Raw genomic sequence first — 23,213 nt, forward strand, 5'->3', positions numbered from 1 at the left:
AAAGAAGGGGAGAAACCTCCTTCTTTTTTAATGAGTTATCTTTATAAAGGAGTAGAAATTTATGGAATTTGAACCATGTGAAACACCCTTACTAGATGAAATTTGTAGTAAGTTTAGATATTTAGCCTTTTTAGAAGGTAGAAAAAATCATATTAATGAATTTGATCAGAAAATAGATAATAAAAAAAAGCAATACATGACATTTATGTTGAGTATGACAACCATTGTCCCATCAATTGTATTTGGATTTTTACTTTTTGGTATTGGAATTAATTTTCCAAATACACCTGAATTTTTATTTAATATTTTAGCAATATTATTTTTTGTTCCCTTTATCGTAACGTTTATTTTCTTCTGTCAATTTGTTTCGTATAATTCTAACAAAGGACATTTAAAATACAAAGGTTTTCCAGATTATAGTAACTCATTTTATTCAAAACTATTCGGTTTACAAAAAAGATGGGAAGCAAAATTAAAAAACGATCAGGAATTAAAATATTTAGTGGATGAAAGACAGTGTCTAGATTACATGCTATACACCGAAGAAGTCGTTAATAAAATTTATGATAACGGGGAGATTCATAAGAACTATGCCTCAGTATACACATTGACATGGTTATATATCTATTTAACAACTGGAAGAGCTAGCTCTGCTAAAGAAGCCATCAATTTATTTGAATCTGAAGAACAGCAAGCCAGGGCTAATGGCATGAAATCAAGAAATTATAAAAATTGGCAAAGTGTTCAGGAGACAATGAAAAAAACGTTAACTATGTATGATGAAATGTATCTATAAGGAGTAAAAATTAATGGATTATTTAAAAAGAATTTGGACAGCGTCAGGAGTATTAGAGAGAAAGGATTATTTGAAGCCTATCAGCATCATTTATTCAGTTATTTGGGGAAGTTTTATTTTGTATGGCACGTTTGAATTATTAACATATTTACTATTTAATATACCTCATATCTTTGATTCGTATACACGTTCATTTATTTTTTGGCGGCTAAAGAATGATTTGCCTATGATCATTTTTTTAATTGCTGGACTGTTATTGAATATTAGGTTTTATCCATTTGTCCAAGACTACTTGATGGTTAGAGTATTTAAAAAAGCAGACTTTAAAAAATCAATGACTCAGTTTAAAGAGAATTTTAAAGAAGCCTATAATCAACCAGCAAGAGTGACTAAAAAAACTTACAGTCGTACAGGAAATAAGAAAAATTTCTTTGGAGATGACGTGCAGGCGAGAAATAGGAATGGTATTAAAAAATATGATATTGAAGGTAAACCTATTTATGAGCAAGAAACAACTTTCCATGAAGTTTATGAAACAGAATCTAAGCTAGAAAAAGCTTTTTCTAATGAAAAAAATGAACGCTTGATAGAATCTGGTATTATTTATGTGTTTAAGCGTCTTGCGGGTATTCTGTTCTTTTTATTTGCTTGGAATATATCATTTATCATGGGTTGGTTTATCATAGGAAAATATATTGATTAAAAATAATGAAACACTCTCTAGTTATCTAGAGGGTGTTTTTTACACATAAAACAATAAAGTGTTATTAAATATCCTGTAATGATATAATAATTCATATAAAACAACAAAAAACGAAGAAATAAAAATAGCGTCAGTTATTTAAATGTCGCTTTAGAGGAGGGAAGAGATGATGAAAGATAACACATATAACAAAGAGGAAATGAAAAAATTAATCCAAAGAGCTCGCAATAAAGAACTTTTTACAATAGATGAGCAAATTACTTATTCCAGATACAAAGGAATTAAGATTTCACAAAAAGAAGAGCCAATTGTTCGTGACCTTTTAACCAATTGGACCTACTATTTTAAAGTGACGGCTTACCGCAAAAATTTTGGCAAGGACAGTTCAGGAAAATATGTGAACACCTCTTTTATTCAGTTAGCCGATTTAGCTTATATCGATCGCCATCTCAGGCAAATTCTCGGACGCATGATTTTTGAAATTGAGCATTTCCTAAAAACCTTGATTATCACCTCGATTACTAATTCCAAAGAAGAAGATGGCTATCAAATCGTGAAAGAATATGATGCGTACATGAAAGAAATATTTATTCAAAATGGGAAGAGACGATTTCCTCAAAAAACAGAAGCAGAGATCCTTACAGGTTATGTGAAGGCTTCAGAAAGAATCATGAGTAAACTCCAAGGGAAATTTAATTACGATCAAGAATTTTACGATTGTCATCACCAAAAATTATCCATTTGGGCTTTGTTGGAAGTGATGACCTTAGCAAATTTGGATCGCTTTATAGGATTTTACTGTAAAAAAATATTTTGGCTATCAAAAATTAAAGACAGCTTCCAATCTATTACGGTATGTAACTAATGTGAGGAATGCAGCAACCCATAGTCGACCACTTATTAGCAATGTGGTGGAACCATTTCAATATGGCAAAAAAAAGAACAGTTTAAAATATAAAAAATCGGCGATTCAGCTAACACAGTTTGCCGAACGGGCAGGAATTGATAGCGAGCTTAGAAATAAGGCCTTAACCAATATGAAAGTGAATGACATTGTCGCAACGATTTATCTTCATGAGCGTTACGTGAAGCACAAAGGTCTAAAAAATAGAAACGCTCAAGAATTGAAAAATTTACTTCAAGTGATTAAAAGAAATAAGCAAATGTATGCTAAAAACCATGAACTTAGAGAAATTTATTATTTCTTTGAGCTGATAATCGCTGAATATACCAGATAAAATTTGACGTCTAGAAACTTTTGGTGGTATTCTCAAATCAGATGAAATACCCCTTTGCCGAAAGGGTAGATAGGGATGGGTAAAAGCAAAACTATTTTAGGCAAAAAATGATGTTGAAAATGAGCACGGTATCTCGTGCCTGTTTTCAACATCATTTTTTTATTAATTATTTCTCAATCACAAAAATATCTGGATTTTTGTTAACTCGTTCTCCAGTATGAAGTTGATCGATAGCGTTCATCTCTTCAGGTGATAATTCAAAATCAAAAATATCAATGTTTGCAGCAATACGCTCGCTACTAACTGATTTCGGGATGACTGTGATTTTGTTTTGAATGTCCCAACGTAAAATGATTTGAGCCACTGATTTGTGGTGTTTTTTAGCTAATTCGATTAAAACAGGGTTTTCCAATGCGCCGCCGTGTCCTAATGGTGAATAAGCTGTAATGGCGATGTCCGTGTTATGACAATAAGCCACTAACTCTTTTTGATTTTGGTTTGGATGTAACTCGATTTGATTAATCATCGGTTTAATCTTCGCCGTTGTCATTAAATCTTCAATGTGTTGAGGGTGGAAGTTAGAAATACCGATAGCTTTAGCTTTTCCAGAAGCATAGATTTCTTCCATGGCGTGCCATGTGTCATGGTATTTTTCTGTAATTGGCCAGTGAATTAAATAAAGATCCACATAGTCTAATTGTAAACGTTCCAAACTTTCTTTAAATGATTGGTGTGTTTCTTCGTACCCTTGGCAATCATTGTAAACTTTTGTGGTAATAAATAAATCTTCTCGTTTAGTACCAGATTCTTTAATCCCTTTACCTACTGCTGCTTCGTTTTGATAAACAACCGCAGTGTCGATGGCTTTATAGCCTGCTTCAATGGCTGATTTTACTGCATTAATTCCCTCGGCTTCGTCTTTCACTTGCCAAGTACCTAAACCAACTAATGGCATCTTAACGCCATTACTTAGTGTGATTGTGTGAGTCATAAAAGTACCTCCTTATGTAATAAAATAAGTGTATCATAGGTTGCTTTATATAATGTAAGGAAAGGTTTCAGAGAATGAGAAAATACTAATGTCCAATCATTTGGGCATACATTCTCGGTGTCATGCCTTCAAATTTTTTAAAGACTTTAATAAAGTAGCTGACATCTGTAAAATTTAATAAGGAACTAATGGTACTCATGTCGTATTGATTGAAAGCCAGCAGTCGCTTACTTTCTTCAATTTTTTGCTTCATGACATAGTGATTGAGGGTCATGCCAACTTCTTCTTTAAAAAGAAGGGAGAGATGTGGTACGGAATAATTCACCGTTTCAGCAATCACGGGTACAGATAATTTACTATAGGTATTCTTTTGAATAAACTCACAGGTTTTTTTGATGGGAGTTGAGTAATTAAGATGTTGGTATTTAAGCACTTCATTGGTAAACAGCAGCATGATATCTAGTTCAGGTTGATCTGTTTTATTGAGAACAGTGGTTTTCTCAATTTTTTGAATCAGTTTATCGCTTAATGTATAAGCTCGCTCATTAGGAACACCGCCCCGAATGGCGTAACGAGTAGACACAGCCACGGTGACAATCAGGATGTTCTTTTGACTCCTCAACTCAGACTCAGTGGAAAGAGTTCCTGTCATAGAGTATTTTTGAAAGGCATAAAAACGGCGAAGTAAACCTTCTTTATTGCCATTCATTAATTCCAAGAAAAGAGCCTCTTCACTTTCGTAATCATGATGATAAATTTCTTGTTCTTTTTGCTGACTAATTGCTTCATCAATCACCGTTTCTTTCAAATAAAGAATGTTTTGATTAGTGGAAAGAACGTCTGCTTTACTTAAAGGTGCGCCTTTCAAAAAGAGATGAATCATCTCAGCAATTTTCAGTAGCTGATCATTATACGAAATAAATTGTTGAATATCATCATCGATAAATAAAAGTAAAAGCTGTTTTTCCTTTTCTAGAAGATAGCCAAAGACTAATAGCTTAGGTTCTTTTAGGTAGTAGGTGTGAATCAGTTTAGATTGGCTAGCTACATGTCGGATTTGTTTTTGAGTTAAATGGATATCGGTAATATTCTTCTGGGTAATGAACATCGTCTCTTGTTCCACCAAAAGATAAGAAAAATTAGTAATCGTCATTAAATGATCTAAAAAATTAATAAGTGGTTTCATTTTGTCACTTCTTTCATTGAAAAATACTATTAATCAGATAAATTTACTATAATATTTTTAACAAAAAAAGTAAACTGTTAATGAAAGCGCTATAATAATTATAGGGGGAATTACCATGACACAATCGACACATTATTTAAGTATTGATATTGGGGGAACCTTTATCAAACATGCCTTGATTAATCACAGTGGGCAAATTGTATTTGTAAAAAAAGAAGCGACACCTTCTAATTTATCTGAGTTTAAAGATGTTTTAAAAAATGTATTAAAAGAATATACGAATCAAGTGAAAGCTGTGGCAGTCAGTTGTCCAGGTAAAATTGATTCTGAAGCGGGAATTGTTTATCACGGAGGGGCTCTAACTTTTTTACACGAGTTTCCTTTAAAAGATTTTATTGAAAAAGAGATTAATTTACCTTGTGGTGTGATGAATGACGGAAAATCAGCAGCACTTGCTGAATTATGGTTAGGACAGTTAAAAGGTATTGAAAATGGTGGTGTCATGACACTTGGAACTGGTGTTGGTGGTGGTCTGATTTTAAATGGTAGCCTGCACTCAGGCGCTCATTTTCAAGCAGGTGAATTGAGTATGATGATGTTGACATCAGAAAGCCCAGTAGCGATGGACGCTATTGGTGGTGCGAGAGGATCAGCAGTTAATTTTGTGAAACAGGCGGCTGAGATGTTGGGACTAGATGACGTGTTAGATGGTCGTCATGTGTTCGAGGAATTAGAAAAGAAAAATGAGCTTATCTATCCACTATTTGAAAATTATTGCCAAGGGGTAGCCTTTATGATGATGAATGTTCAAGCGGTGGTGGATTTAGAGAAAATAGCAATTGGTGGGGGCATTAGCGCACAACCAATCTTAGTAGAAGAAATCAAACGTCAACATCAAAAAATTTTAGATGGTTTCCCAGTCTTTTCAAGTATGATGCCACCGATTGAAATCGTTGCTTGTCATTTTAGAAATGAAGCAGGACTTTTAGGGGCGCTCTATCATTTATTAGAAGAAATGGACCAACATTAATCAACGAGGAGGATTTTTTATGAAACGAAATTACGAAGCGGTATTAGCTGAAAAAATTAGAGAGCAACAATATCAAGTGACACATCGAGATGTGCCAGTGACGATTAAACCCATTCCAGATTGTGATATTACAGGTGCGATGGACCCAAGACTTTATCAGAATCAAAAGAAACTAAGTTTAATCATGAAATTTATGCCAAAGAGTTTGATGAAATTTGATGCGAGTCCCAAATCGATTAAACGCCTGAGAAAAATGTTTAATAGTGTGGATTCAACGCCAATGGTGGAAGAGAAAATTGAGGAAATGGCTTTTACCGTAACCGCTGAGGACGGTTATGAGATTCCAATGATTCGTTTCCAACAAGCTCAACCCATTGAAAATTCACCAGTTCTTTATTTTATTCACGGTGGTGGCTTCTTTGCGGGAAGTATTGATGTGGTTCGTGAGGCACTGCGTTTATTTGTTCATGAGACGAACATGATTGCAGTTAGCATTGATTACCGTTTAGCGCCAGAAAATCCATACCCAATTGGACACAAAGATTGTTATTCTGGTTTGAGATGGTTGGCGGATCATGTGAGTGAGTGGGGAGCTGATCCTCATAGTATTTTTGTAGCTGGAGACAGTGCGGGTGGTAACTTAACTGCCTATTGTAGTAATCGTGACATTGAGGAAAATCGCCAAGATGTGTGTGGTCAAATCTTACTTTATCCAACTCTTAACATGGGTGGCGTGAAAGATAAGTATACAGAGTTTAGCATCGACCGAGATGTTAAGATGTATAAGAAACATGAAAGTGTAATTCGTCCGTCGATTGAGATTTTCTCAGAGATGACAGGGGGCTTACAAGAAATTTTAGGCACAGATAATGTCCTGGTTCCGTACTTAACACCTTACATGTCAGTAAGTGAAAAAATGCCACCAACCATGATTACTTCAGGAGAGCACGATTTTCTGACCTTTGAAAGTTTGGCTTACGCTAAAAAGTTAATCGATTTAGGTGTTGATACGACAGTTACTTTGTATAACGGGATGGGGCATGCTTATATTGATCAAATCGGTAACTTCCCACAAGCAGAGGATTGTATTCGCGACATAAGTGACTTTGTTAGAAAGAATCGAAAATAATGAAGAAAAAAACATGGGCTTTGTTTATCTTATTCGCTATTTTATTAGTCAGTTTTACTTTTATGGATTTGGAAATATCACAAATTTTGTATAATCCAGAAAGTTTATTCGGTTGGTTTTTCGAGTCATTTGGTGAAGTGGTTCTGGCATTGATAGGTTGTTTTAGTGCCGCAAGTTTAATTCGGGTGAGTGGCAAAAAGTGGTCTATTGGAAACATCTTACTGGGAGTCTTATTCTTTTTTGATACGTTTATGGCGAGTTTCCTAATCACTCACTATTTGAAATTGCCCATGGTTGTGATGGGACTTTTAGCAGGCCTTTGTTTTGTGATTTTTCCTTTGATTGCTTTAAAGATTAAGGAAGCTGATTTTGAAGTGGTGAGAAGAATTGCTAAAGCAGGTGTTGTTATTTCCTTGGCACCGATTATTATTGTGACTGTTTTAAAAGTTCTTTGGGGCAGACAACGTTACCGTAGTATGGTCAACCCAGCAGCCGAATTTACACCTTGGTATGTGATTAATGGCTTCACTACAGATGACAACTTTATGTCATTTCCTTCTGGTCACTCAGCGAACAGTGCCACGATTATTTGGATTACGTGGTTACCTATGTGGTTAGAGAAACTAAAAGGCAAAGAAATGATGCTTTACGGAATTGTGGCGGCTTGGATTGTTTGTGTGATGTTGAGTCGTGTGATTATGGGAGCTCATTTTGCTAGTGATGTGTTAATGGGCGCTAGTATAACGATTGCTTTAAATTTATATTTGAAGAAAAAATGGGGTGGAAATCCTCTGAGAGAATGTTAAATCTTGAAGTTACTGTAGGATGAATTCATAAATAGACAGTGAAAACGAGGTTATACGAATGAAAAATTATTACTACAGCTGGGGGTTCACCCAAAGAATTATCAAATGAGAACTGGGAAGGAGAGGATAGAAAGACGAAAATTTAAGGAGCAAACAAAATATGTTAACAAGAAAAATAGCAACACCTAGTGATTATGAGATGATTTTAAAGATATGGAAATTATCGGTAAAGGCAACTCACCACTTTTTAAGTGATGAAGACCGTTTGTTTTATAAGGAACAAATTCCGAAATTTTTAGATGCTGTGGAGCTTTCTCTTTGGTTTGATGAGGAGCAGCTGATTGGTTTTAGTGGGGGAAATGGTTATGAATTAGACATGCTATTTCTAGACCCAAAGTTCATTGGTAAAGGATATGGTCATTCGATTTTAACCTGGTTAATTGAGAACAAGAACATTTCTTTTATTGATGTGAATAAGCAAAATGAAACAGCTAAAGACTTCTATTTGAAACATGGGTTTAAGGTAGAATCTGAAAGTCAGACAGATGGCTTTGGTAAGCTTTATCCGATATTACATTTGAAGAGATAATAGAAAAATCCAGATTCGGGAGACTGAACTGGCTTTTTTTTTGATTTTAACTATCGTCACTTTTTTTAATAAATAATTTTTATTATTAGCTGTGGCTATGGGAATAACTATAAAAAATAGTGGCGGATTTATTTAATGCTATAATTAAAATAAAAGGAGCGAGGTCATGGAAAGAAAAATCAATGCGTTTCATTTAAAAATTATTGCTATCGTCGCAATGCTAATAAATCATATAGGCCAAGGATTTAGTATATATGAATACAATCATTTTTTGTTTTTTTCTACAGAATTTATAGGAAAGCTTACTTTTCCCATAATGGCATATTTACTAGTAGAGGGATTTTATTATACTAAAAATTTAAAGAAATATATGTTGAGAATGGCATTGTTTTGGGTGATTTCAATCTACCCGTTTCATCTTTTACACGCCCAGGGAACACCATTTGAACCAATAGAATTAGTAAATAATATCTTTTTCACCTTACTAATGGGATTACTAATGCTTAGAGCAATAAAAAAAATAACGAATAAAGGCATACGGATCTTTATAGTCATAGTATTTTCCCTACTTACGGCGATGTCTGATTGGAGCGTAGTTGGAATTTTTATGATTTATGGCTTTTATATAATAAAAGATCCTAAGAGAAAAATCATATCACCATGTTTTCATACAACCTTTTTTTTATTTCTAATAATGCTTATGGGAGCTGTAGGTGCGCCTGACAATGTTATGTGGTACATGCCTATTACCGCATTAGGTATCTTTTTAGTTATACCACTTTTACTAAATTATAATGGAGAGCGGGGATTGAATAACAATTTTATCAAGTGGGGGTTTTATTTATTTTATCCATTACATACAATCGTATTAGTATTAATTAGAAATTTAATTTAGCTATTGATTCAAGAATAGCAGGCTTATAGGAATCCTTTTAAATGGGGATTCTTTTTTTTAAGAATCTAGTACCTACCTGTCATATTTTAAAAATAGTTGGTTTTTGAAAATTTTCAAGTTGATTTTCATTTAAGACATTCAAAACTTGCTTAAAAAGTGCTAAACTATGGTCAAGGTAAGCGAAAGGAAGATTACTTTTGAAAGTTATGAAGCAGTTATTCGTCATATTTTTATTTTCTTTTTTAGGAGAGATTGTCTCGAAGATTATTCCGATTCCAGGTAGTGTGATTGGGATGGTGCTTTTATTTTTTGCTCTTCATTTTAAATGGATTAAAATGGAGCAAGTGGAAGACACAGGACATTGGCTCATTAACAACATGGGATTGTTTTTCGTTCCAGCAGGAGTTGGACTGATGGCTAATTTTGAGATGTTAAAGGACATTTGGTGGCAGTTGCTGATTATTATGGTGATTACAACAGGTCTAATGATTGTCTTTGTGGGACGTGTGGTTCAACGAATCAAGCGTCGTTTCGATAAAAAAACTCTATTAAAAAAGGAATTAAAATCTCATGTTGAATGATATATTGAAAAATCCCTTACTTTGGATTACGGTGACGTTTGGTTTTTACTTACTATCTAGCCATTTAAAAGCTAAATATCCGTCGAACCCACTATTTACACCTTTATCTTTTACGATTATCGTGATTATTATTTTATTGATGGTCTTTGATGTGCCGTTAAATACCTATCAAGAGGGTGGTAAATATTTTAGTCTATTTATCACACCAGCAACGGTTTCTCTAGCGATTTCTTTAGAGAAAAATTTTGATTATCTCCGTCGCTATTTTCCAGCAATTTTAAGTGGGATCTTTTTAGGTGTTCTTTTCCACACGATTTTGATTTTCTTATTTGCGAAAGTCTTTAACTTTAATCAAGAAATGGTGGTAACCTTGATTCCTAAATCGATTACGACAGCGATTGCGGTTGGGGTTTCGGACTCTTTAGGTGGGATTGTTTCTTTAACGGTTGGTTTAGTGGTTATCACAGGTGTTTTAGGAGCGATGATAGGCCCAAGTGTGATGAAATGGTTTGGTGTGGATGATCCAGTGGCGCAGGGAATCGCTTTAGGTAGTGCTTCTCATGCGATTGGAACGTCTCGTGCGATTGAGATGGGAGAAGTTCAAGGAGCGATGGCAGGACTTGCGATTGTCGTGACGGGAATTACCGTTGTGGCATTGGCACCGATTGCAGCAATTGTTGCGGGTTGGGTGATTTAAAAAATGGTCAGTATTCAGAAGGCATCATGCACTGAATACTGACTATTTTTATATTAAATGTTGCAGTTCGTTTAATGTTCATCATTTAAATCGTTGATAAGACTTTCGATATTCGTAAAACATTTAACATCACCATTTTCAATATCTGATAAAGCATTTATGATTTCCGAGTTATTTAAAAAGTCTGATGCTTTTTCCTTTAAATATATTTGTACCATCATATCAGCCCTTTCTATTAATTAATAATAGCTTTTTTGTAATGAGTTGTATATAAATATTGAATTCTATGTAAGAATGAAATTTAAAAATCGACCTCTCTTTTGCTTCTTTTTTCATTTCTTAGTATAATTTATAAGATAAATCGTAAAAATGAAACGGAGATATAAATAATGACAACTAATTTTTGGGCAGAATTACCGAAGCCTTTTTTTGTTTTAGCACCAATGGAAGATGTAACAGATGTGGTTTTTCGCCATGTGGTAAAAGAAGCAGGCGCACCTGATGTTTTCTTTACGGAGTTCACAAATTCAGATAGTTACTGCCATCCAGAAGGTCGCGACAGCGTTCGTGGACGTTTGGTTTTTACTGAAGATGAACAGCCAATGGTGGCACACATTTGGGGAGATAAACCAGAATTTTTCCGTGAAATGAGTATTGGTTTAGCTGAAATGGGCTTTAAAGGAATCGATTTAAATATGGGCTGTCCAGTTCCCAACGTAGCTGATCGTGGTAAAGGAAGTGGCTTGATTTTAAGACCGGAAGTTGCAGCCGAGTTAATTCAAGCGGCTAAAGCAGGCGGTTTGCCTGTGAGTGTGAAGACACGTTTAGGTTTTAAAGAATTATCAGAAATGGAAGATTGGATTACTCACTTACTAAAACAAGACATTGCTAATTTGTCGATCCATTTGAGAACGCGAGATGAGATGAGTAAAGTGGATGCTCATTGGGATATGATTCCTGAGATTATGGCAATTCGTGATAAAGTCGCGCCTAACACGCTGATTACGATTAATGGAGATATCTTAGACCGTCAGCAAGGCTTAGAATTAGCTGAAAAATATGGCGTGGATGGGATTATGATTGGTCGTGGGATTTTTAAAAATCCTTATGCCTTTGAAAAAATCCCTAGAGAACATAGTTCAGAAGAGTTACTTGGGTTACTTCATATGCAAATTGATTTACAAGATGAATACGGCGAGTTAGTCCCTCGTTCAATCGTAGGATTGCACCGTTTCTTTAAAATTTATGTTAAAGGCTTCCCTGGAGCCAGTGATTTACGAGTGAAATTGATGAACACAAAATCAACAGCGGAAGTTAGAGCTATTTTAGCAGAGTTTGAGTTAAATAAATAATCCGAAACCTTTTAATGTGTGTTTTAAACACTCTTTAAAAGGTTTTTATAATTATTTTGTATAAACAAGAGTATGATGTTGTAATAAATGAAGTTTGTTAAACGAAGAATAGATTTAATAAAAAAACAGTTAGAATTAAGAACATTTTTTTGTTTTTAGAGTATATACCGTTATTTAAAATATCTTAAAAAGGACTAACTAAGTTTATAGAGGTGGTTTTATAGATAAAAATACTAATGATGTTCTGTTTGTCTCTCTATTTTTTAGTTATTAAAATCAGATGAGATGTTCGAAAAAATAATATTAAAAATATTACGTTATTTTATTCATAGTATAACGTTTTAAAAATAATGAATAGATTTTCTTTCTATTAGTAAGTTTGATAACGGATACACTTAGATATATGACGAAATTCACAAAAAGAACATATGTTATATTACGTATCATGATGCAAAAAGTGAAAATGTCTTTTAAAATAAAACCTCTATAATTGTATTTGCCGAATAAATAAAACGGTAAATAAGTACGATGTCTACCCAGGCGTCGTTTTTTTTACTAGTATTTTAGAAATAGGGGATGGGGAAAATTGAATAAGAAGTTTAATAAAATGTTAGTTTTATTTGTGACATTGTTATTTACCATGCAATCCTTTGTACCATTAATTGCATTGGCAAATGAAACAGATGGAGATTCAACTAAGTTAACAAGCTTAGACATTGTGTCTGAAAATGAAGAGGATGTTGTAGCAGATATATCAGCACACATTAGTAACACCACAGACACTGAACAAGTTTCACAGATTGATTTAAATCAAGGGGCAGAAATGTCACTTATAAATGTGGAAGGTATTAATCAAGAAGCAGTTTCGGTCAGTAGTGATCAAAAAATATTGATTAAAACAAATGCTAAAGAAGAAATAGATACGAAGATATCTTTCAATATTAAAAGAAAAAGTTTAGGACAAGCGAGTGAATTGATTGCTAAAACTACTACCCAAGTGGTGTCTGCTAAACTTAACCCGCAAGCTGTATTAGAGGAAGATACAACATCCGAAGTAACACAGGAAACAAAAAAACAAGTAGCACCAAGAAAAGAATTATCGAGCTCAGATCTATCATCAGGATTAGAAATGATGATTGAACTTAATGGGGAAAAATTCAATGGTGTTCCAGTTGTTAAAGAAAATGACGTCTTTACTTTTAGATTAGGTTACCAAGCAGGAACAACGAATCTAATCGGAAAAACAGTTCCAGTTGTCTTTCCAGAAGGTTTAGAAATTACTGACAGTGTTTTAAAAGTTCCAGCTGGAAATGAAAACATTGAAAGTATCACACGAGACGCTGAAAACCCTCAAAAATTATATATTAAATTTAAAGAACAAACGATTAACCAAAATGGTGAATTTACAATTTCTGGTAAATATAAATTAAGTCAAAATGTTAAGAATGAAGAGCGTACCGTTTCTTGGTCGGTTGATGGAGAAGAAGGGGAAATTAAAGTCATTGAAGGCGTGACTGAATTTCCAGGAAAAGAATACACTAATCAAACAGATAAAAGTGTGAATGCTCATGATAAATATAGTGTGTATCAAGATGCAGACGGCAAGATTACTTTAAACGAAAACAAAGATGTAGATGTTCGTTATAACTTGGTATGGGAAACAAAAGAAGGAATTGTCAATGGTACCATTACAGATGAGATGGATGCTGATTGGAAAATCAATCCAGATCTTGGAACCATCATTGCGAAAGTAACGACAACGACGATTATAGATGATTTGAATGCCAAAACGGAAACTAAGGAATATCCAATTTCTAGTGAAGATATAATAATTGTTGATAATAAATTAACCCTGAAAAATGTTAATTTACCGGCTAATACAAAATTGGAACTAAGTTATCAAGCGGATTTAACGGATCAAGGAAAAGAAAATCTGAAAGAATATGCTAGAAAAGGATTAGAAAAACCTTTTTCTGGGGATTATATCGTAAAAAATGTAGCGAGTTTTAATGGAAAAGAAGAACACGGTGATTTTCCAATCGGTTATTGGAAAGAAGATACAGGAACAGGTCCTGAGATGGGGGACCCAAACAAAGAGAAGGAAGATAAAATCATCAAAAAGAAAGTCGACAAAGACTTTATTAAACACCCAATCAATGATGAAGGTTATCTTTTAAATGACGAAGGTGAATTAACAACAACTGATTTAAATTATCAAGTTGATGTTAATTTGAATGAGTTTAAGACAGACGGCACGAATGCCTTGAAGGAGAATACTGTTTTAGAAGATATCTTACCTTATACCATTGAGTATGATATTACTAAAACAGCCTTAATGCATAACGGTGTTTCTATTGGTACAGATGTAAGTGATCAATTTAAAGAGGTTCACAGCTCAGAAATGGTTGGAAAAATAGCTGAAGCACCAGTCTATTCATATGCTATTAAAGATGGTCGTTTATATATGAATCTAGGTAAAAATAAAGACGATAGTTATCAATTAGAAATGACGTTAAGAGTGAAACGTGTTTTAGAGGCAGGAGAACCTGGGAATTACAAGCGCCCTACATGGAGTGTTTCCAATTGGGCAGTCCTTAATGATGGTAAAAATAGTTATCAAGCTTATACTGAAACGAAAATAGAGAAAAAAGATAAAAATGAGTTACCTGTTGATGATCAGCGTGCTTTTAGAAAAAATGGCGCGGAGAGCATTCAAGTTGAAAAAGGAGAATCAGCTACGATTGATTATGCTTTTGAAATCAATACATGGGATGCTCAAATCATGCAGTTTGATGATTTTGAATTAATTGATTGGGTTAATTTGGACTATTTCGATGAAGAGTCACTATCTCATTCAGTTATTTCAGGAGAACTGGGTTGGAATGAACGAAATTTAGCGGATTTATTAACTTTTTCTATTGGTGAAAAAAATGATAAGAACGAAATCCAATTAATTATTCGACCGAATGAAAAATTCAAAGAGATGGCTGCGTCATTTCCGAATGGCAAACGTTTGAAAATTAATTTGAGTTTGAAAACCAAAGTTTTTGATAAAAAAGTGTTGTTAAATATTAAAAACACAGCGACTTTCTCAGTGAAAGGTCACGATGAAATTTATACAAGTACCAAAGAAACAGAAGTGAATTCTTTTGGGGATGAGATGGCGTTAGATAAGCAAGTGGCTTCTATGGATGAGCAAGAATTCAAGAAAAATCTTGATTTTACGGCGAAAGAAAATCCTGAAGATAATATCGTAGTTTATCAAATTAAGCTATTACCGAATGGAAATTATACAGGAACTTTTGGTTTTAATGTCTTAGATGAATTACCGAAAGATGTTGAATTTTTAGGCTTTGTACCTGAGAGAGATTTATTTAAAGAAGTGCCAACTAAAGATAATCGTTTGACGGAAATGAACTTAGTCGATCAATCAGGTGAATACAAAGCAACATTTGAAAATAATAAAATTGAAATTCGCAATGAAAAAGGGAATAACATCAAAGGTCAATCAACCAGTGTTTATTTCTATGCTCGGATTAATTCTTTGGAGAATGAAGTCGTTAATACACTGAAAAATACAGATGTTGAAGCAGTGGTAGTACCTAATGTTACCAGTCTGTCAGTTGAAAAAATCTGGGAAGACTATAAAAATACCTTTAAAACTCGCCCAGGATCAATCGAAATAGCATTGTTCCAAAATGGTGAAGAGTTCAAAACAGTTTCTGTTGACAGTCAAGAGGGAGATATTTGGCACTATACATTTGCTAATCTACCGAAAAAAGACGCTGATGGAAATAACTATCAATATGAAGTAAAAGAAGTGAACGTGGATGAAAACTACACAAGTAAAGTAGAAGATACGACTATTACGAATACATATATTAATCAAGAAACAACGGAAGTACCAGTGACAAAAGTTTGGAATGACTACAGCAATCAATTCAATACAAGACCAGAAACAATCACAGTTGAATTACTTAAAAACGGAGAAGTAGTCGCAACAGAAAAAGTAACAGGTGACTCAGACAAGTGGAGCTACACCTTCAAAAATTTACCTAAGTATGACAACAAAGGTAAAGAATATAGCTACAGTGTAAAAGAAATCAAAGTACCAGAAAACTATATAAGTAAAGTAGAAGGTACAACGATTACGAACACGTACGTAAATAAAGAAACAACGGAATTACCAGTAACAAAAATCTGGAATGACTACAGCAACCAATTCAATACAAGACCAGAAACAATCACAGTTGAGTTATTAAAAAATGGTGAAGTAGTCGCAACAGAAAAAGTAACAGGTGACTCAGACAAGTGGAGCTACACCTTCAAAAATTTACCTAAGTATGACAACAAAGGTAAAGAATATAGCTACAGCGTAAAAGAAATCAAAGTACCAGAAAACTACACAAGTAAAGTAGAAGGCACAACGATTACAAATACTTACGTCAATAAAGAAACAACAGAATTACCAGTGACAAAAGTTTGGAATGACTACAGCAACCAATTCAATACAAGACCAGAAACAATCACAGTTGAGTTATTAAAAAATGGTGAAGTAGTCGCAACAGAAAAAGTAACAGGTGAAACAGACAAATGGAGTTATACATTCAAAGACTTACCGAAGTATGACAACAAAGGTAAAGAATACAGCTATAGCGTGAAAGAAATCAAAGTACCAGAAAACTATACAAGTAAAGTAGAAGGAACAACGATTACGAACACGTACGTAAATCAAGCAACAACGGAATTACCAGTAACAAAAATTTGGAATGACTACAGCAACCAATTCAATACAAGACCAGAAAAAATTACGGTTGAGTTATTGAAAAATGATGAAGTAGTCGCAACCGAAAAAGTAACGGGTGATTCAAATACATGGAGTTATATATTCAAAGACTTACCGAAGTATGACAACAAAGGTAAAGAGTTTAGCTACAGCGTGAAAGAAATCAAAGTACCATCTAACTACACAAGCAAAGTAGAAGGCACAACGATTACAAACACATACGTAAATAAAGAAACAACCGAATTACCAGTAACGAAAGTTTGGGAAGATTACAGCAACCAATTTAATACAAGGCCAGAAAACATCACGGTTGAGTTGTTAAAAAATGGAGAAGTAGTCGCGACAGAAAAAGTAACAGGTAAAACAAATACTTGGAACTACACGTTCAAAGACTTACCGAAGTATGACAACAAAGGTAAAGAGTTTAGCTACAGCGTGAAAGAAATCAAAGTACCATCTAACTACACAAGTAAAGTAGAAGGAACAACGATTACGAACACGTACGTAAATCAAGCAACAACGGAATTACCAGTAACGAAAGTTTGGAACGATTACAGTAATCAATTCAAAACTCGACCAAAAAACATCACAGTTGAGTTATTGAAAAATGGCGAAGTAGTCGCAACAGAAAAAGTAACAGGTGACTCAGACAAGTGGAGCTACACGTTCAAAGACTTACCTAAGTACGACAACAAAGGCAAAGAATTTAGCTATAGCGTCAAAGAAATCAAAGTACCATCTAACTACACAAGTAAAGTAGAAGGTACAACGATTACGAACACGTACGTAAATAAAGAAACAACCGAATTACCAGTAACTAAGGTTTGGGAAGATTACAGTAATCAATTCAAAATTCGACCAAAAAACATCACAGTTGAATTACTTAAAAACGGTAAATCGGAGATGATTCAAGAAATTAAAGGTGACTCAGACAAATGGGAATATACTTTCAAAAATCTACCGAAGTACGACAACAAAGGTAAAGAATTTAGCTACAGCGTGAAAGAAATCCAAGTACCATCTAACTACACAAGTAAAGTAGAAGGAACAACGATTACGAACACGTACGTAAATCAAGCAACAACGGAATTACCAGTAACGAAAGTTTGGAACGATTACAGTAATCAATTCAAAACTCGACCAAAAAACATCACAGTTGAGTTATTGAAAAATGGCGAAGTAGTCGCAACAGAAAAAGTAACAGGTGACTCAGACAAGTGGAGCTACACGTTCAAAGACTTACCTAAGTACGACAACAAAGGCAAAGAATTTAGCTATAGCGTCAAAGAAATCAAAGTACCATCTAACTACACAAGTAAAGTAGAAGGTACAACGATTACGAACACGTACGTAAATCAAGCAACAACCGAATTACCAGTAACTAAGGTTTGGGAAGATTACAGTAATCAATTCAAAATTCGACCAAAAAACATCACAGTTGAATTACTTAAAAACGGTAAATCGGAGATGATTCAAGAAATTAAAGGTGACTCAGACAAATGGGAATATACTTTCAAAAATCTACCGAAGTACGACAACAAAGGTAAAGAATTTAGCTACAGCGTGAAAGAAATCCAAGTACCATCTAACTACACAAGTAAAGTAGAAGGCACAACGATTACGAACACGTACGTAAATCAAGCAACAACCGAATTACCAGTAACTAAGGTTTGGGAAGATTACAGTAATCAATTCAAAATTCGACCAAAAAACATCACAGTTGAATTACTTAAAAACGGTAAATCGGAGATGATTCAAGAAATTAAAGGTGACTCAGACAAATGGGAATATACTTTCAAAAATCTACCGAAGTACGACAACAAAGGTAAAGAATTTAGCTACAGCGTGAAAGAAATCCAAGTACCATCTAACTACACAAGTAAAGTAGAAGGCACAACGATTACGAACACGTACGTAAATCAAGTAACAACGGAATTACCAGTAACAAAAATTTGGAATGACTACAGCAACCAATTTAATACAAGACCAAAAAACATCACAGTTGAGTTATTGAAAAATAGCGAAGTAGTCGCAACAGAAAAAGTAACAGGTGAAACAGACAAATGGAGTTATACATTCAAAGACTTACCGAAGTATGACAACAAAGGTAAAGAATACAGCTATAGCGTCAAAGAAATCAAAGTACCATCTAACTACGCAAGTAAAGTAGAAGGCACAACGATTACGAACACGTACGTAAATCAAGCAACAACGGAATTACCAGTAACAAAAATTTGGAATGACTACAGCAACCAATTTAATACAAGACCAGAAAACATCACGGTTGAGTTATTGAAAAATGGCGAAGTAGTCGCAACAGAAAAAGTAACAGGTGACTCAGACAAGTGGAGCTACACGTTCAAAGACTTACCGAAGTACGACAACAAAGGTAAAGAATTTAGCTACAGCGTGAAAGAAATCAAAGTACCAGAAAACTACACAAGTAAAGTAGAAGGTACAACGATTACAAACACATACGTAAATAAAGAAACAACGAAATTACCAGTGACGAAAATCTGGAACGACTACAGCAACAAGTTCAATACAAGACCAGAAACAATCACTATTGAACTATTGAAAAATGGTGAGTCAGAAAAAGTAGAAGAAATTAAAGGTGACTCAGATAAATGGGAATATACTTTCAAAAATCTACCGAAGTACGACAACAAAGGTAAAGAATTTAGCTACAGCGTGAAAGAAATCAAAGTACCAGAAAACTACACAAGTAAAGTAGAAGGTACAACGATTACAAACACATACGTAAATAAAGAAACAACGAAATTACCAGTGACGAAAATCTGGAACGACTACAGCAACAAGTTCAATACAAGACCAGAAACAATCACTATTGAACTATTGAAAAATGGTGAGTCAGAAAAAGTAGAAGAAATTAAAGGTGACTCAGATAAATGGGAATATACTTTCAAAAATCTGCCTAAGTATGACAACAAAGGTAAAGAATTTAGCTACAGCGTAAAAGAAATCAAAGTACCAGAGAACTACATAAGTAAAGTGGAAGGCACAACGATTACAAATACGTACATCAACAAAGAAACAACAGAAATCCCAATCGCAAAAATTTGGGAAGATAGCAGTAATGAATTTAAAACTCGTCCAGAAAACATCACAGTTGAGTTACTTAAAAATGGTGAAGTAGTCGCAACAGAAAAAGTAACAGGTGAAACAGATAAATGGAATTACATATTTAAAGATTTACCTAAGTATGATGAAAAAGGCGAATCATTTAGCTATAGCGTGAAAGAAATCGATGTACCAGAAGGATATGAAAGTCAGGTTGAAGGTTTTACGATTACGAATAAATTAATTAAAAAAGAAATCGTTCCAGAAAAACCAAGTAAACCGACAGAACCGTCAACAGAAGAAAAAGCACCAGAAAAACCAAAAGTACCATCATCTAAAAACGAGGTACCAACTAAATCGACGCAATCACCGTCTAAAGTTAAAGTAACTAGTAATCAAACAACAGGTAAAAAATTACCACAAACAAATGATCAAAGTAACTATGTAGTGATGATTATTGGTTTGATGTTACTAGGAGTACTGTTTATAGTACGATACTACAAAAAAGTACAAGATAAATAGAAGAAAAATTGGAAGCTGATTGTATAGTCAGTTTCCATTTTTTTATCTTCAATATTAAGTAGTAATCATTTCATGACCTCAAATCAAGGCGTTCACGATCTTTTTTTAGTTGTGGAGTTAACTTCGATATAATTTAAGTACCAAATAACAGAAAGGTTGATGATGATGCTAAAGAAGAAAGTAACTGAGAAAGACTTAAAGAAGATTAATGGAGGCACTTCACTTTATAAACTAGGTGAGTATAAAGGTAATGCTGTTCAATGTGTTCTTTCTTTATTTAAAAAATGTTAAACTTTTACCATTTTTTTGATATCCTTAGTTAAAGGATGTGTTTGATAGTGTTGATGGTAGATATTAAAGCGTTTATTTTGTCGTTATTTTTTTCGAATATTTTATTGTATGGAATCTTTTATTTCTTTATTGAGAGAAAAATAAAACTTCCTTTGATTAGTGTGATGCTTATTATTACTTTTTTTGGACAATTAGTTATGGGAAATTGGTTTGATGTATTGATAGCGGGAACAATCTACCTCTATGAAAGATATGTCATTAAGAGCAAAAAAAATTTTTTAGTGAATACTTATTTATTTTGTTTGCTAATAATGCTTTTTGCGTCTCTGATTACATCTAATATCATGTCACCCTGGGTATCTTTTCAAGGAACAAAAGGGTTTGATTATATTTTTATTGAAATGAGTATCATGAGTATCATTTTTCTTTTCTTAGTAGTTGCTTACCAAAAATTAAAAGTTACTTCATGGTTGAAAAATAACAATTCCACACTACTAACCATGTTACTGCTATACGTTTATTGTATTGCTCTTTTAGTAGTTGTTATATTAAAAACAATTGAAAAATACAGCTTATATATTAATATCATGTTAGTATTCGTCATACTACAGACGATGGTGATAACAATTTTATTTGTTCGAGATCGAAAGAAAAAAGCAGAAGAGTTTGAAAATTTACTTTATAAAAACCAACTAGACAGTCTAAAAAATTACACAGAACAATTAGAAAAAGATTACCAATCCACGCGGAAATTTAAGCATGATTATAAGAATATGCTGCTGAGTTTGAGAATTAATGTGGAGAATCAGAATTACGGTGAATTGACTTCTTTCTTAAACGAATTAGACGACTACTCTGAAAAATATTTTATTAATTCAGCCATGGAAGTTTTCAAAGATTTGACGTACATAAAAGACGGCTATTTAAAAAGTATTTTTATTAATAAATTGCAATTGATGCTGAACAAGGGGATAAATTGTCAGTTTGAATGCCGTGATCTGATTGATAAGCCTATGATCGATTTAGTGGATTTAATTAGAATACTGAGTATTTTTTTAGACAACGGTATCGAAGCTTCTTTAGAAACAGAGGAAAAAAGAATGGCCATTGGTTTATCAAAAACGGATACAGGTCTGACGATAATTATTGCGAACAGCTATTGTAATAATCAAGAGAGTGTCTCAAAATTAATGGAACAAGGTTACACTTCGAAGGCGAATCATTCAGGCTTAGGATTAACCAATGTTCAAGAGATTAAGAATAAATACCCGAATTTATTTATTCAGTACGAAAAAGAAGAACAGTTATTTACAGTAAAAATAATCATTGATGAAGGAGTGGCTAGATAAAATGAGTTATCCAATAATAATATGTGAAGACAACCTCACGCAATTGCAGCAAATGAGGACAATCATTGATAACTATATTTTGTTTCATGATGAATTGTTTGAAGTGAAAATAGCCACTCAAAGCCCGGACGAATTAATTAAATACATAAAAAAATTTGACATCAATAAAGGCATTTATTTCTTAGATATCGATTTAAGTCATCAACTGAATGGTATTGATATTGCTAAAATCATTCGCGGAATAGATGTCGAGGCGAAAATTATTTTTGTGACAACTCATAATGAGATGGCACCGATAACCTTTAAAGAAAAAGTAGAAGCTTTGGATTTTATTATGAAAGACCAACCCATTGAGGAGTTAAGGGCAGCTATTTACAGTGCCTTAGAAGAGTCTCAAAAGCGAATCGATTTGATGAATGATGTTAGAAAAAACAATTTCAGTTTTTCAATCGGCTCTCAAACCTATAATTTAGAATTATCAGAAGTTGTGTTAATCGAAACATCAACCATTCCCCATCGGCTTGATCTGTATAGTAAAAAAGGAAAATATGAATTTTATGGCAATCTGATTGACCTAGAATTAATGTATCCTAGTTTACTCAGATTGAATCGTTCTTGTCTGGTGAATCCCCAAAACATAAAACAAGTCGATTACTCAAAAAGAAGTGTGTGCTTGCAAGATGATATCTTGCGCACCTTTTCTCTCGGCAAAAGCAAAAAAATCAAAGAAGCGATGAAGACTATTTGAATCTTCATCGTTTTTTTGGTTCATGAGGTGGAAAAGGGGTGTTGGAGACAATTACCGAGATGGCGTGCTAAATAAGATTACACTGTAGGAAACAAAAGGAGCTGAACAACCACATGAAAGAAGCGAAAACATCAGTTTTTATAGGCATGCAAGTGATGAATCTATTATTGCTATTGACGGTGTTACTACCAAATGTCTCCACTAATTTTTATCTATCTGATTGGATGTACATTGTCTTAATAGTACTGATGCTAGTTAATGGAAGTTTGTATTTGTGGGTTCGAAGTAAACTAGAAAAGATAGAAGCAGATCGAAATCTTAAAGAAGTGATGAGACATATTGAGGAGTCGATATAGGGTGAACTTATGAAAATCGAAGAGAAGTTTATGATTTTTATTGGATTAGGGAGTATAGTCATGGGAATTGTACATGCTTTCTATATT

Annotated in this window: 20 protein-coding genes; 17 read left to right on the forward strand and 3 right to left on the reverse strand. The window is 33.7% G+C overall.

The features are described 5' to 3' along the window. The first annotated feature begins 61 nt into the window (after nucleotides 1-61). From G7082_RS05860 to G7082_RS05875, 4 genes are all read left to right on the forward strand, one after another. A complete protein-coding gene (locus tag G7082_RS05860) occupies nucleotides 62-796 on the forward strand; it encodes a hypothetical protein (protein WP_166034216.1) in 735 nt (244 codons plus the stop codon). A 13-nt stretch (nucleotides 797-809) separates the two neighbouring features. Then, nucleotides 810-1,499, forward strand: coding sequence for a hypothetical protein (locus G7082_RS05865; RefSeq protein WP_166034217.1), 690 nt, complete (start codon nucleotides 810-812; stop codon nucleotides 1,497-1,499). A 166-nt stretch (nucleotides 1,500-1,665) separates the two neighbouring features. Next, complete coding sequence (locus G7082_RS05870) at nucleotides 1,666-2,364, forward strand: Abi family protein (RefSeq protein ID WP_166034218.1); 699 nt, start codon at nucleotides 1,666-1,668, stop codon at nucleotides 2,362-2,364. Nucleotide 2,365: 1 nt separating this feature from the next. Continuing rightward, complete coding sequence (locus tag G7082_RS05875; protein WP_166034219.1) at nucleotides 2,366-2,737, forward strand: hypothetical protein; 372 nt, start codon at nucleotides 2,366-2,368, stop codon at nucleotides 2,735-2,737. A gap of 166 nt (nucleotides 2,738-2,903) precedes the next feature. Here G7082_RS05875 and G7082_RS05880 read toward each other — a convergent pair whose 3' ends face one another. Continuing rightward, nucleotides 2,904-3,728: an aldo/keto reductase gene (locus tag G7082_RS05880; protein ID WP_166034220.1), complete on the reverse strand. Its 825-nt coding sequence runs from the start codon at nucleotides 3,726-3,728 to the stop codon at nucleotides 2,904-2,906. 85 nt (nucleotides 3,729-3,813) lie between these two features. After that, nucleotides 3,814-4,914 (reverse strand): helix-turn-helix transcriptional regulator, encoded by a 1,101-nt coding sequence (locus tag G7082_RS05885; RefSeq protein ID WP_166034221.1) that lies wholly within the window; start codon nucleotides 4,912-4,914, stop codon nucleotides 3,814-3,816. Nucleotides 4,915-5,029: 115 nt separating this feature from the next. Here G7082_RS05885 and G7082_RS05890 point away from each other — a divergent pair, with 115 nt between their 5' ends. From G7082_RS05890 to G7082_RS05920, 7 genes are all read left to right on the forward strand, one after another. After that, nucleotides 5,030-5,944: an ROK family protein gene (locus tag G7082_RS05890; RefSeq protein WP_166034222.1), complete on the forward strand. Its 915-nt coding sequence runs from the start codon at nucleotides 5,030-5,032 to the stop codon at nucleotides 5,942-5,944. A 19-nt stretch (nucleotides 5,945-5,963) separates the two neighbouring features. Then, nucleotides 5,964-7,073 (forward strand): alpha/beta hydrolase, encoded by a 1,110-nt coding sequence (locus G7082_RS05895; RefSeq protein ID WP_166034223.1) that lies wholly within the window; start codon nucleotides 5,964-5,966, stop codon nucleotides 7,071-7,073. Then, on the forward strand, nucleotides 7,073-7,879 hold the full coding sequence (locus G7082_RS05900; protein WP_166034224.1) for a phosphatase PAP2 family protein: 807 nt from the start codon (nucleotides 7,073-7,075) through the stop codon (nucleotides 7,877-7,879). Before G7082_RS05895 ends, G7082_RS05900 begins: the two co-directional genes overlap by 1 nt. Nucleotides 7,880-8,039: 160 nt before the next feature. Continuing rightward, nucleotides 8,040-8,468 (forward strand): GNAT family N-acetyltransferase, encoded by a 429-nt coding sequence (locus G7082_RS05905; RefSeq protein ID WP_166034225.1) that lies wholly within the window; start codon nucleotides 8,040-8,042, stop codon nucleotides 8,466-8,468. Nucleotides 8,469-8,634: 166 nt separating this feature from the next. Beyond that, nucleotides 8,635-9,363, forward strand: a complete 729-nt coding sequence (locus tag G7082_RS05910) for a TraX family protein (RefSeq protein WP_166034226.1) — start codon at nucleotides 8,635-8,637, stop codon at nucleotides 9,361-9,363. Nucleotides 9,364-9,569: 206 nt separating this feature from the next. After that, nucleotides 9,570-9,944, forward strand: a complete 375-nt coding sequence (locus G7082_RS05915; RefSeq protein ID WP_238842718.1) for a CidA/LrgA family protein — start codon at nucleotides 9,570-9,572, stop codon at nucleotides 9,942-9,944. Next, nucleotides 9,934-10,641: an LrgB family protein gene (locus G7082_RS05920; RefSeq protein WP_166034228.1), complete on the forward strand. Its 708-nt coding sequence runs from the start codon at nucleotides 9,934-9,936 to the stop codon at nucleotides 10,639-10,641. Before G7082_RS05915 ends, G7082_RS05920 begins: the two co-directional genes overlap by 11 nt. A 71-nt stretch (nucleotides 10,642-10,712) precedes the next feature. On the opposite strand, the gene G7082_RS05925 is transcribed toward G7082_RS05920, so the two are convergent. Beyond that, nucleotides 10,713-10,862: a hypothetical protein gene (locus G7082_RS05925; protein WP_166034229.1), complete on the reverse strand. Its 150-nt coding sequence runs from the start codon at nucleotides 10,860-10,862 to the stop codon at nucleotides 10,713-10,715. Nucleotides 10,863-11,030: 168 nt separating this feature from the next. Here G7082_RS05925 and G7082_RS05930 point away from each other — a divergent pair, with 168 nt between their 5' ends. The 6 genes from G7082_RS05930 to G7082_RS05955 all read left to right on the forward strand — a co-directional run bounded on the left by G7082_RS05930 (nucleotide 11,031) and on the right by G7082_RS05955 (nucleotide 23,126). Next, complete coding sequence (locus G7082_RS05930; RefSeq protein WP_166034230.1) at nucleotides 11,031-11,993, forward strand: tRNA dihydrouridine synthase; 963 nt, start codon at nucleotides 11,031-11,033, stop codon at nucleotides 11,991-11,993. Between the two features lie 586 nt (nucleotides 11,994-12,579). Beyond that, nucleotides 12,580-20,382 (forward strand): Cna B-type domain-containing protein, encoded by a 7,803-nt coding sequence (locus G7082_RS05935; protein ID WP_166034231.1) that lies wholly within the window; start codon nucleotides 12,580-12,582, stop codon nucleotides 20,380-20,382. 165 nt (nucleotides 20,383-20,547) lie between these two features. Then, nucleotides 20,548-20,673 (forward strand): EntF family bacteriocin induction factor, encoded by a 126-nt coding sequence (locus tag G7082_RS15215; RefSeq protein WP_166034232.1) that lies wholly within the window; start codon nucleotides 20,548-20,550, stop codon nucleotides 20,671-20,673. 53 nt (nucleotides 20,674-20,726) lie between these two features. After that, nucleotides 20,727-22,022 (forward strand): sensor histidine kinase, encoded by a 1,296-nt coding sequence (locus tag G7082_RS05945; RefSeq protein ID WP_238842719.1) that lies wholly within the window; start codon nucleotides 20,727-20,729, stop codon nucleotides 22,020-22,022. A 1-nt stretch (nucleotide 22,023) separates the two neighbouring features. After that, nucleotides 22,024-22,770 (forward strand): LytR/AlgR family response regulator transcription factor, encoded by a 747-nt coding sequence (locus tag G7082_RS05950; RefSeq protein ID WP_166034234.1) that lies wholly within the window; start codon nucleotides 22,024-22,026, stop codon nucleotides 22,768-22,770. A gap of 113 nt (nucleotides 22,771-22,883) precedes the next feature. Then, nucleotides 22,884-23,126 carry a hypothetical protein gene (locus tag G7082_RS05955; RefSeq protein WP_166034235.1) on the forward strand — a complete coding sequence of 81 codons (243 nt, stop codon included), beginning with the start codon at nucleotides 22,884-22,886 and terminating at the stop codon, nucleotides 23,124-23,126. Nucleotides 23,127-23,213 lie beyond the last annotated feature (87 nt).

The sequence above is a fragment of the Vagococcus hydrophili genome, from assembly GCF_011304195.1.
In the GTDB taxonomy this organism is placed as follows: domain Bacteria; phylum Bacillota; class Bacilli; order Lactobacillales; family Vagococcaceae; genus Vagococcus; species Vagococcus hydrophili.

What these genes read in the sequence shown, in the direction of transcription:
- G7082_RS05905 (WP_166034225.1), top strand. Translation starts at nt 8,040, where the DNA reads ATGTTAACAAGAAAAATAGCAACACCTAGTGATTATGAGATGATTTTA.
- G7082_RS05900 (WP_166034224.1), top strand. Translation starts at nt 7,073, where the DNA reads ATGAAGAAAAAAACATGGGCTTTGTTTATCTTATTCGCTATTTTATTA.
- G7082_RS05915 (WP_238842718.1), top strand. Translation starts at nt 9,570, where the DNA reads ATGAAGCAGTTATTCGTCATATTTTTATTTTCTTTTTTAGGAGAGATT.
- G7082_RS05950 (WP_166034234.1), top strand. Translation starts at nt 22,024, where the DNA reads ATGAGTTATCCAATAATAATATGTGAAGACAACCTCACGCAATTGCAG.
- G7082_RS05955 (WP_166034235.1), top strand. Translation starts at nt 22,884, where the DNA reads ATGAAAGAAGCGAAAACATCAGTTTTTATAGGCATGCAAGTGATGAAT.
- G7082_RS05885 (WP_166034221.1), bottom strand. Translation starts at nt 4,914, where the DNA reads ATGAAACCACTTATTAATTTTTTAGATCATTTAATGACGATTACTAAT.
- G7082_RS05920 (WP_166034228.1), top strand. Translation starts at nt 9,934, where the DNA reads ATGTTGAATGATATATTGAAAAATCCCTTACTTTGGATTACGGTGACG.
- G7082_RS05890 (WP_166034222.1), top strand. Translation starts at nt 5,030, where the DNA reads ATGACACAATCGACACATTATTTAAGTATTGATATTGGGGGAACCTTT.
- G7082_RS05860 (WP_166034216.1), top strand. Translation starts at nt 62, where the DNA reads ATGGAATTTGAACCATGTGAAACACCCTTACTAGATGAAATTTGTAGT.
- G7082_RS05910 (WP_166034226.1), top strand. Translation starts at nt 8,635, where the DNA reads ATGGAAAGAAAAATCAATGCGTTTCATTTAAAAATTATTGCTATCGTC.
- G7082_RS05930 (WP_166034230.1), top strand. Translation starts at nt 11,031, where the DNA reads ATGACAACTAATTTTTGGGCAGAATTACCGAAGCCTTTTTTTGTTTTA.
- G7082_RS05880 (WP_166034220.1), bottom strand. Translation starts at nt 3,728, where the DNA reads ATGACTCACACAATCACACTAAGTAATGGCGTTAAGATGCCATTAGTT.
- G7082_RS05865 (WP_166034217.1), top strand. Translation starts at nt 810, where the DNA reads ATGGATTATTTAAAAAGAATTTGGACAGCGTCAGGAGTATTAGAGAGA.
- G7082_RS05895 (WP_166034223.1), top strand. Translation starts at nt 5,964, where the DNA reads ATGAAACGAAATTACGAAGCGGTATTAGCTGAAAAAATTAGAGAGCAA.
- G7082_RS05925 (WP_166034229.1), bottom strand. Translation starts at nt 10,862, where the DNA reads ATGATGGTACAAATATATTTAAAGGAAAAAGCATCAGACTTTTTAAAT.
- G7082_RS05870 (WP_166034218.1), top strand. Translation starts at nt 1,666, where the DNA reads ATGATGAAAGATAACACATATAACAAAGAGGAAATGAAAAAATTAATC.
- G7082_RS15215 (WP_166034232.1), top strand. Translation starts at nt 20,548, where the DNA reads ATGCTAAAGAAGAAAGTAACTGAGAAAGACTTAAAGAAGATTAATGGA.
- G7082_RS05945 (WP_238842719.1), top strand. Translation starts at nt 20,727, where the DNA reads ATGGTAGATATTAAAGCGTTTATTTTGTCGTTATTTTTTTCGAATATT.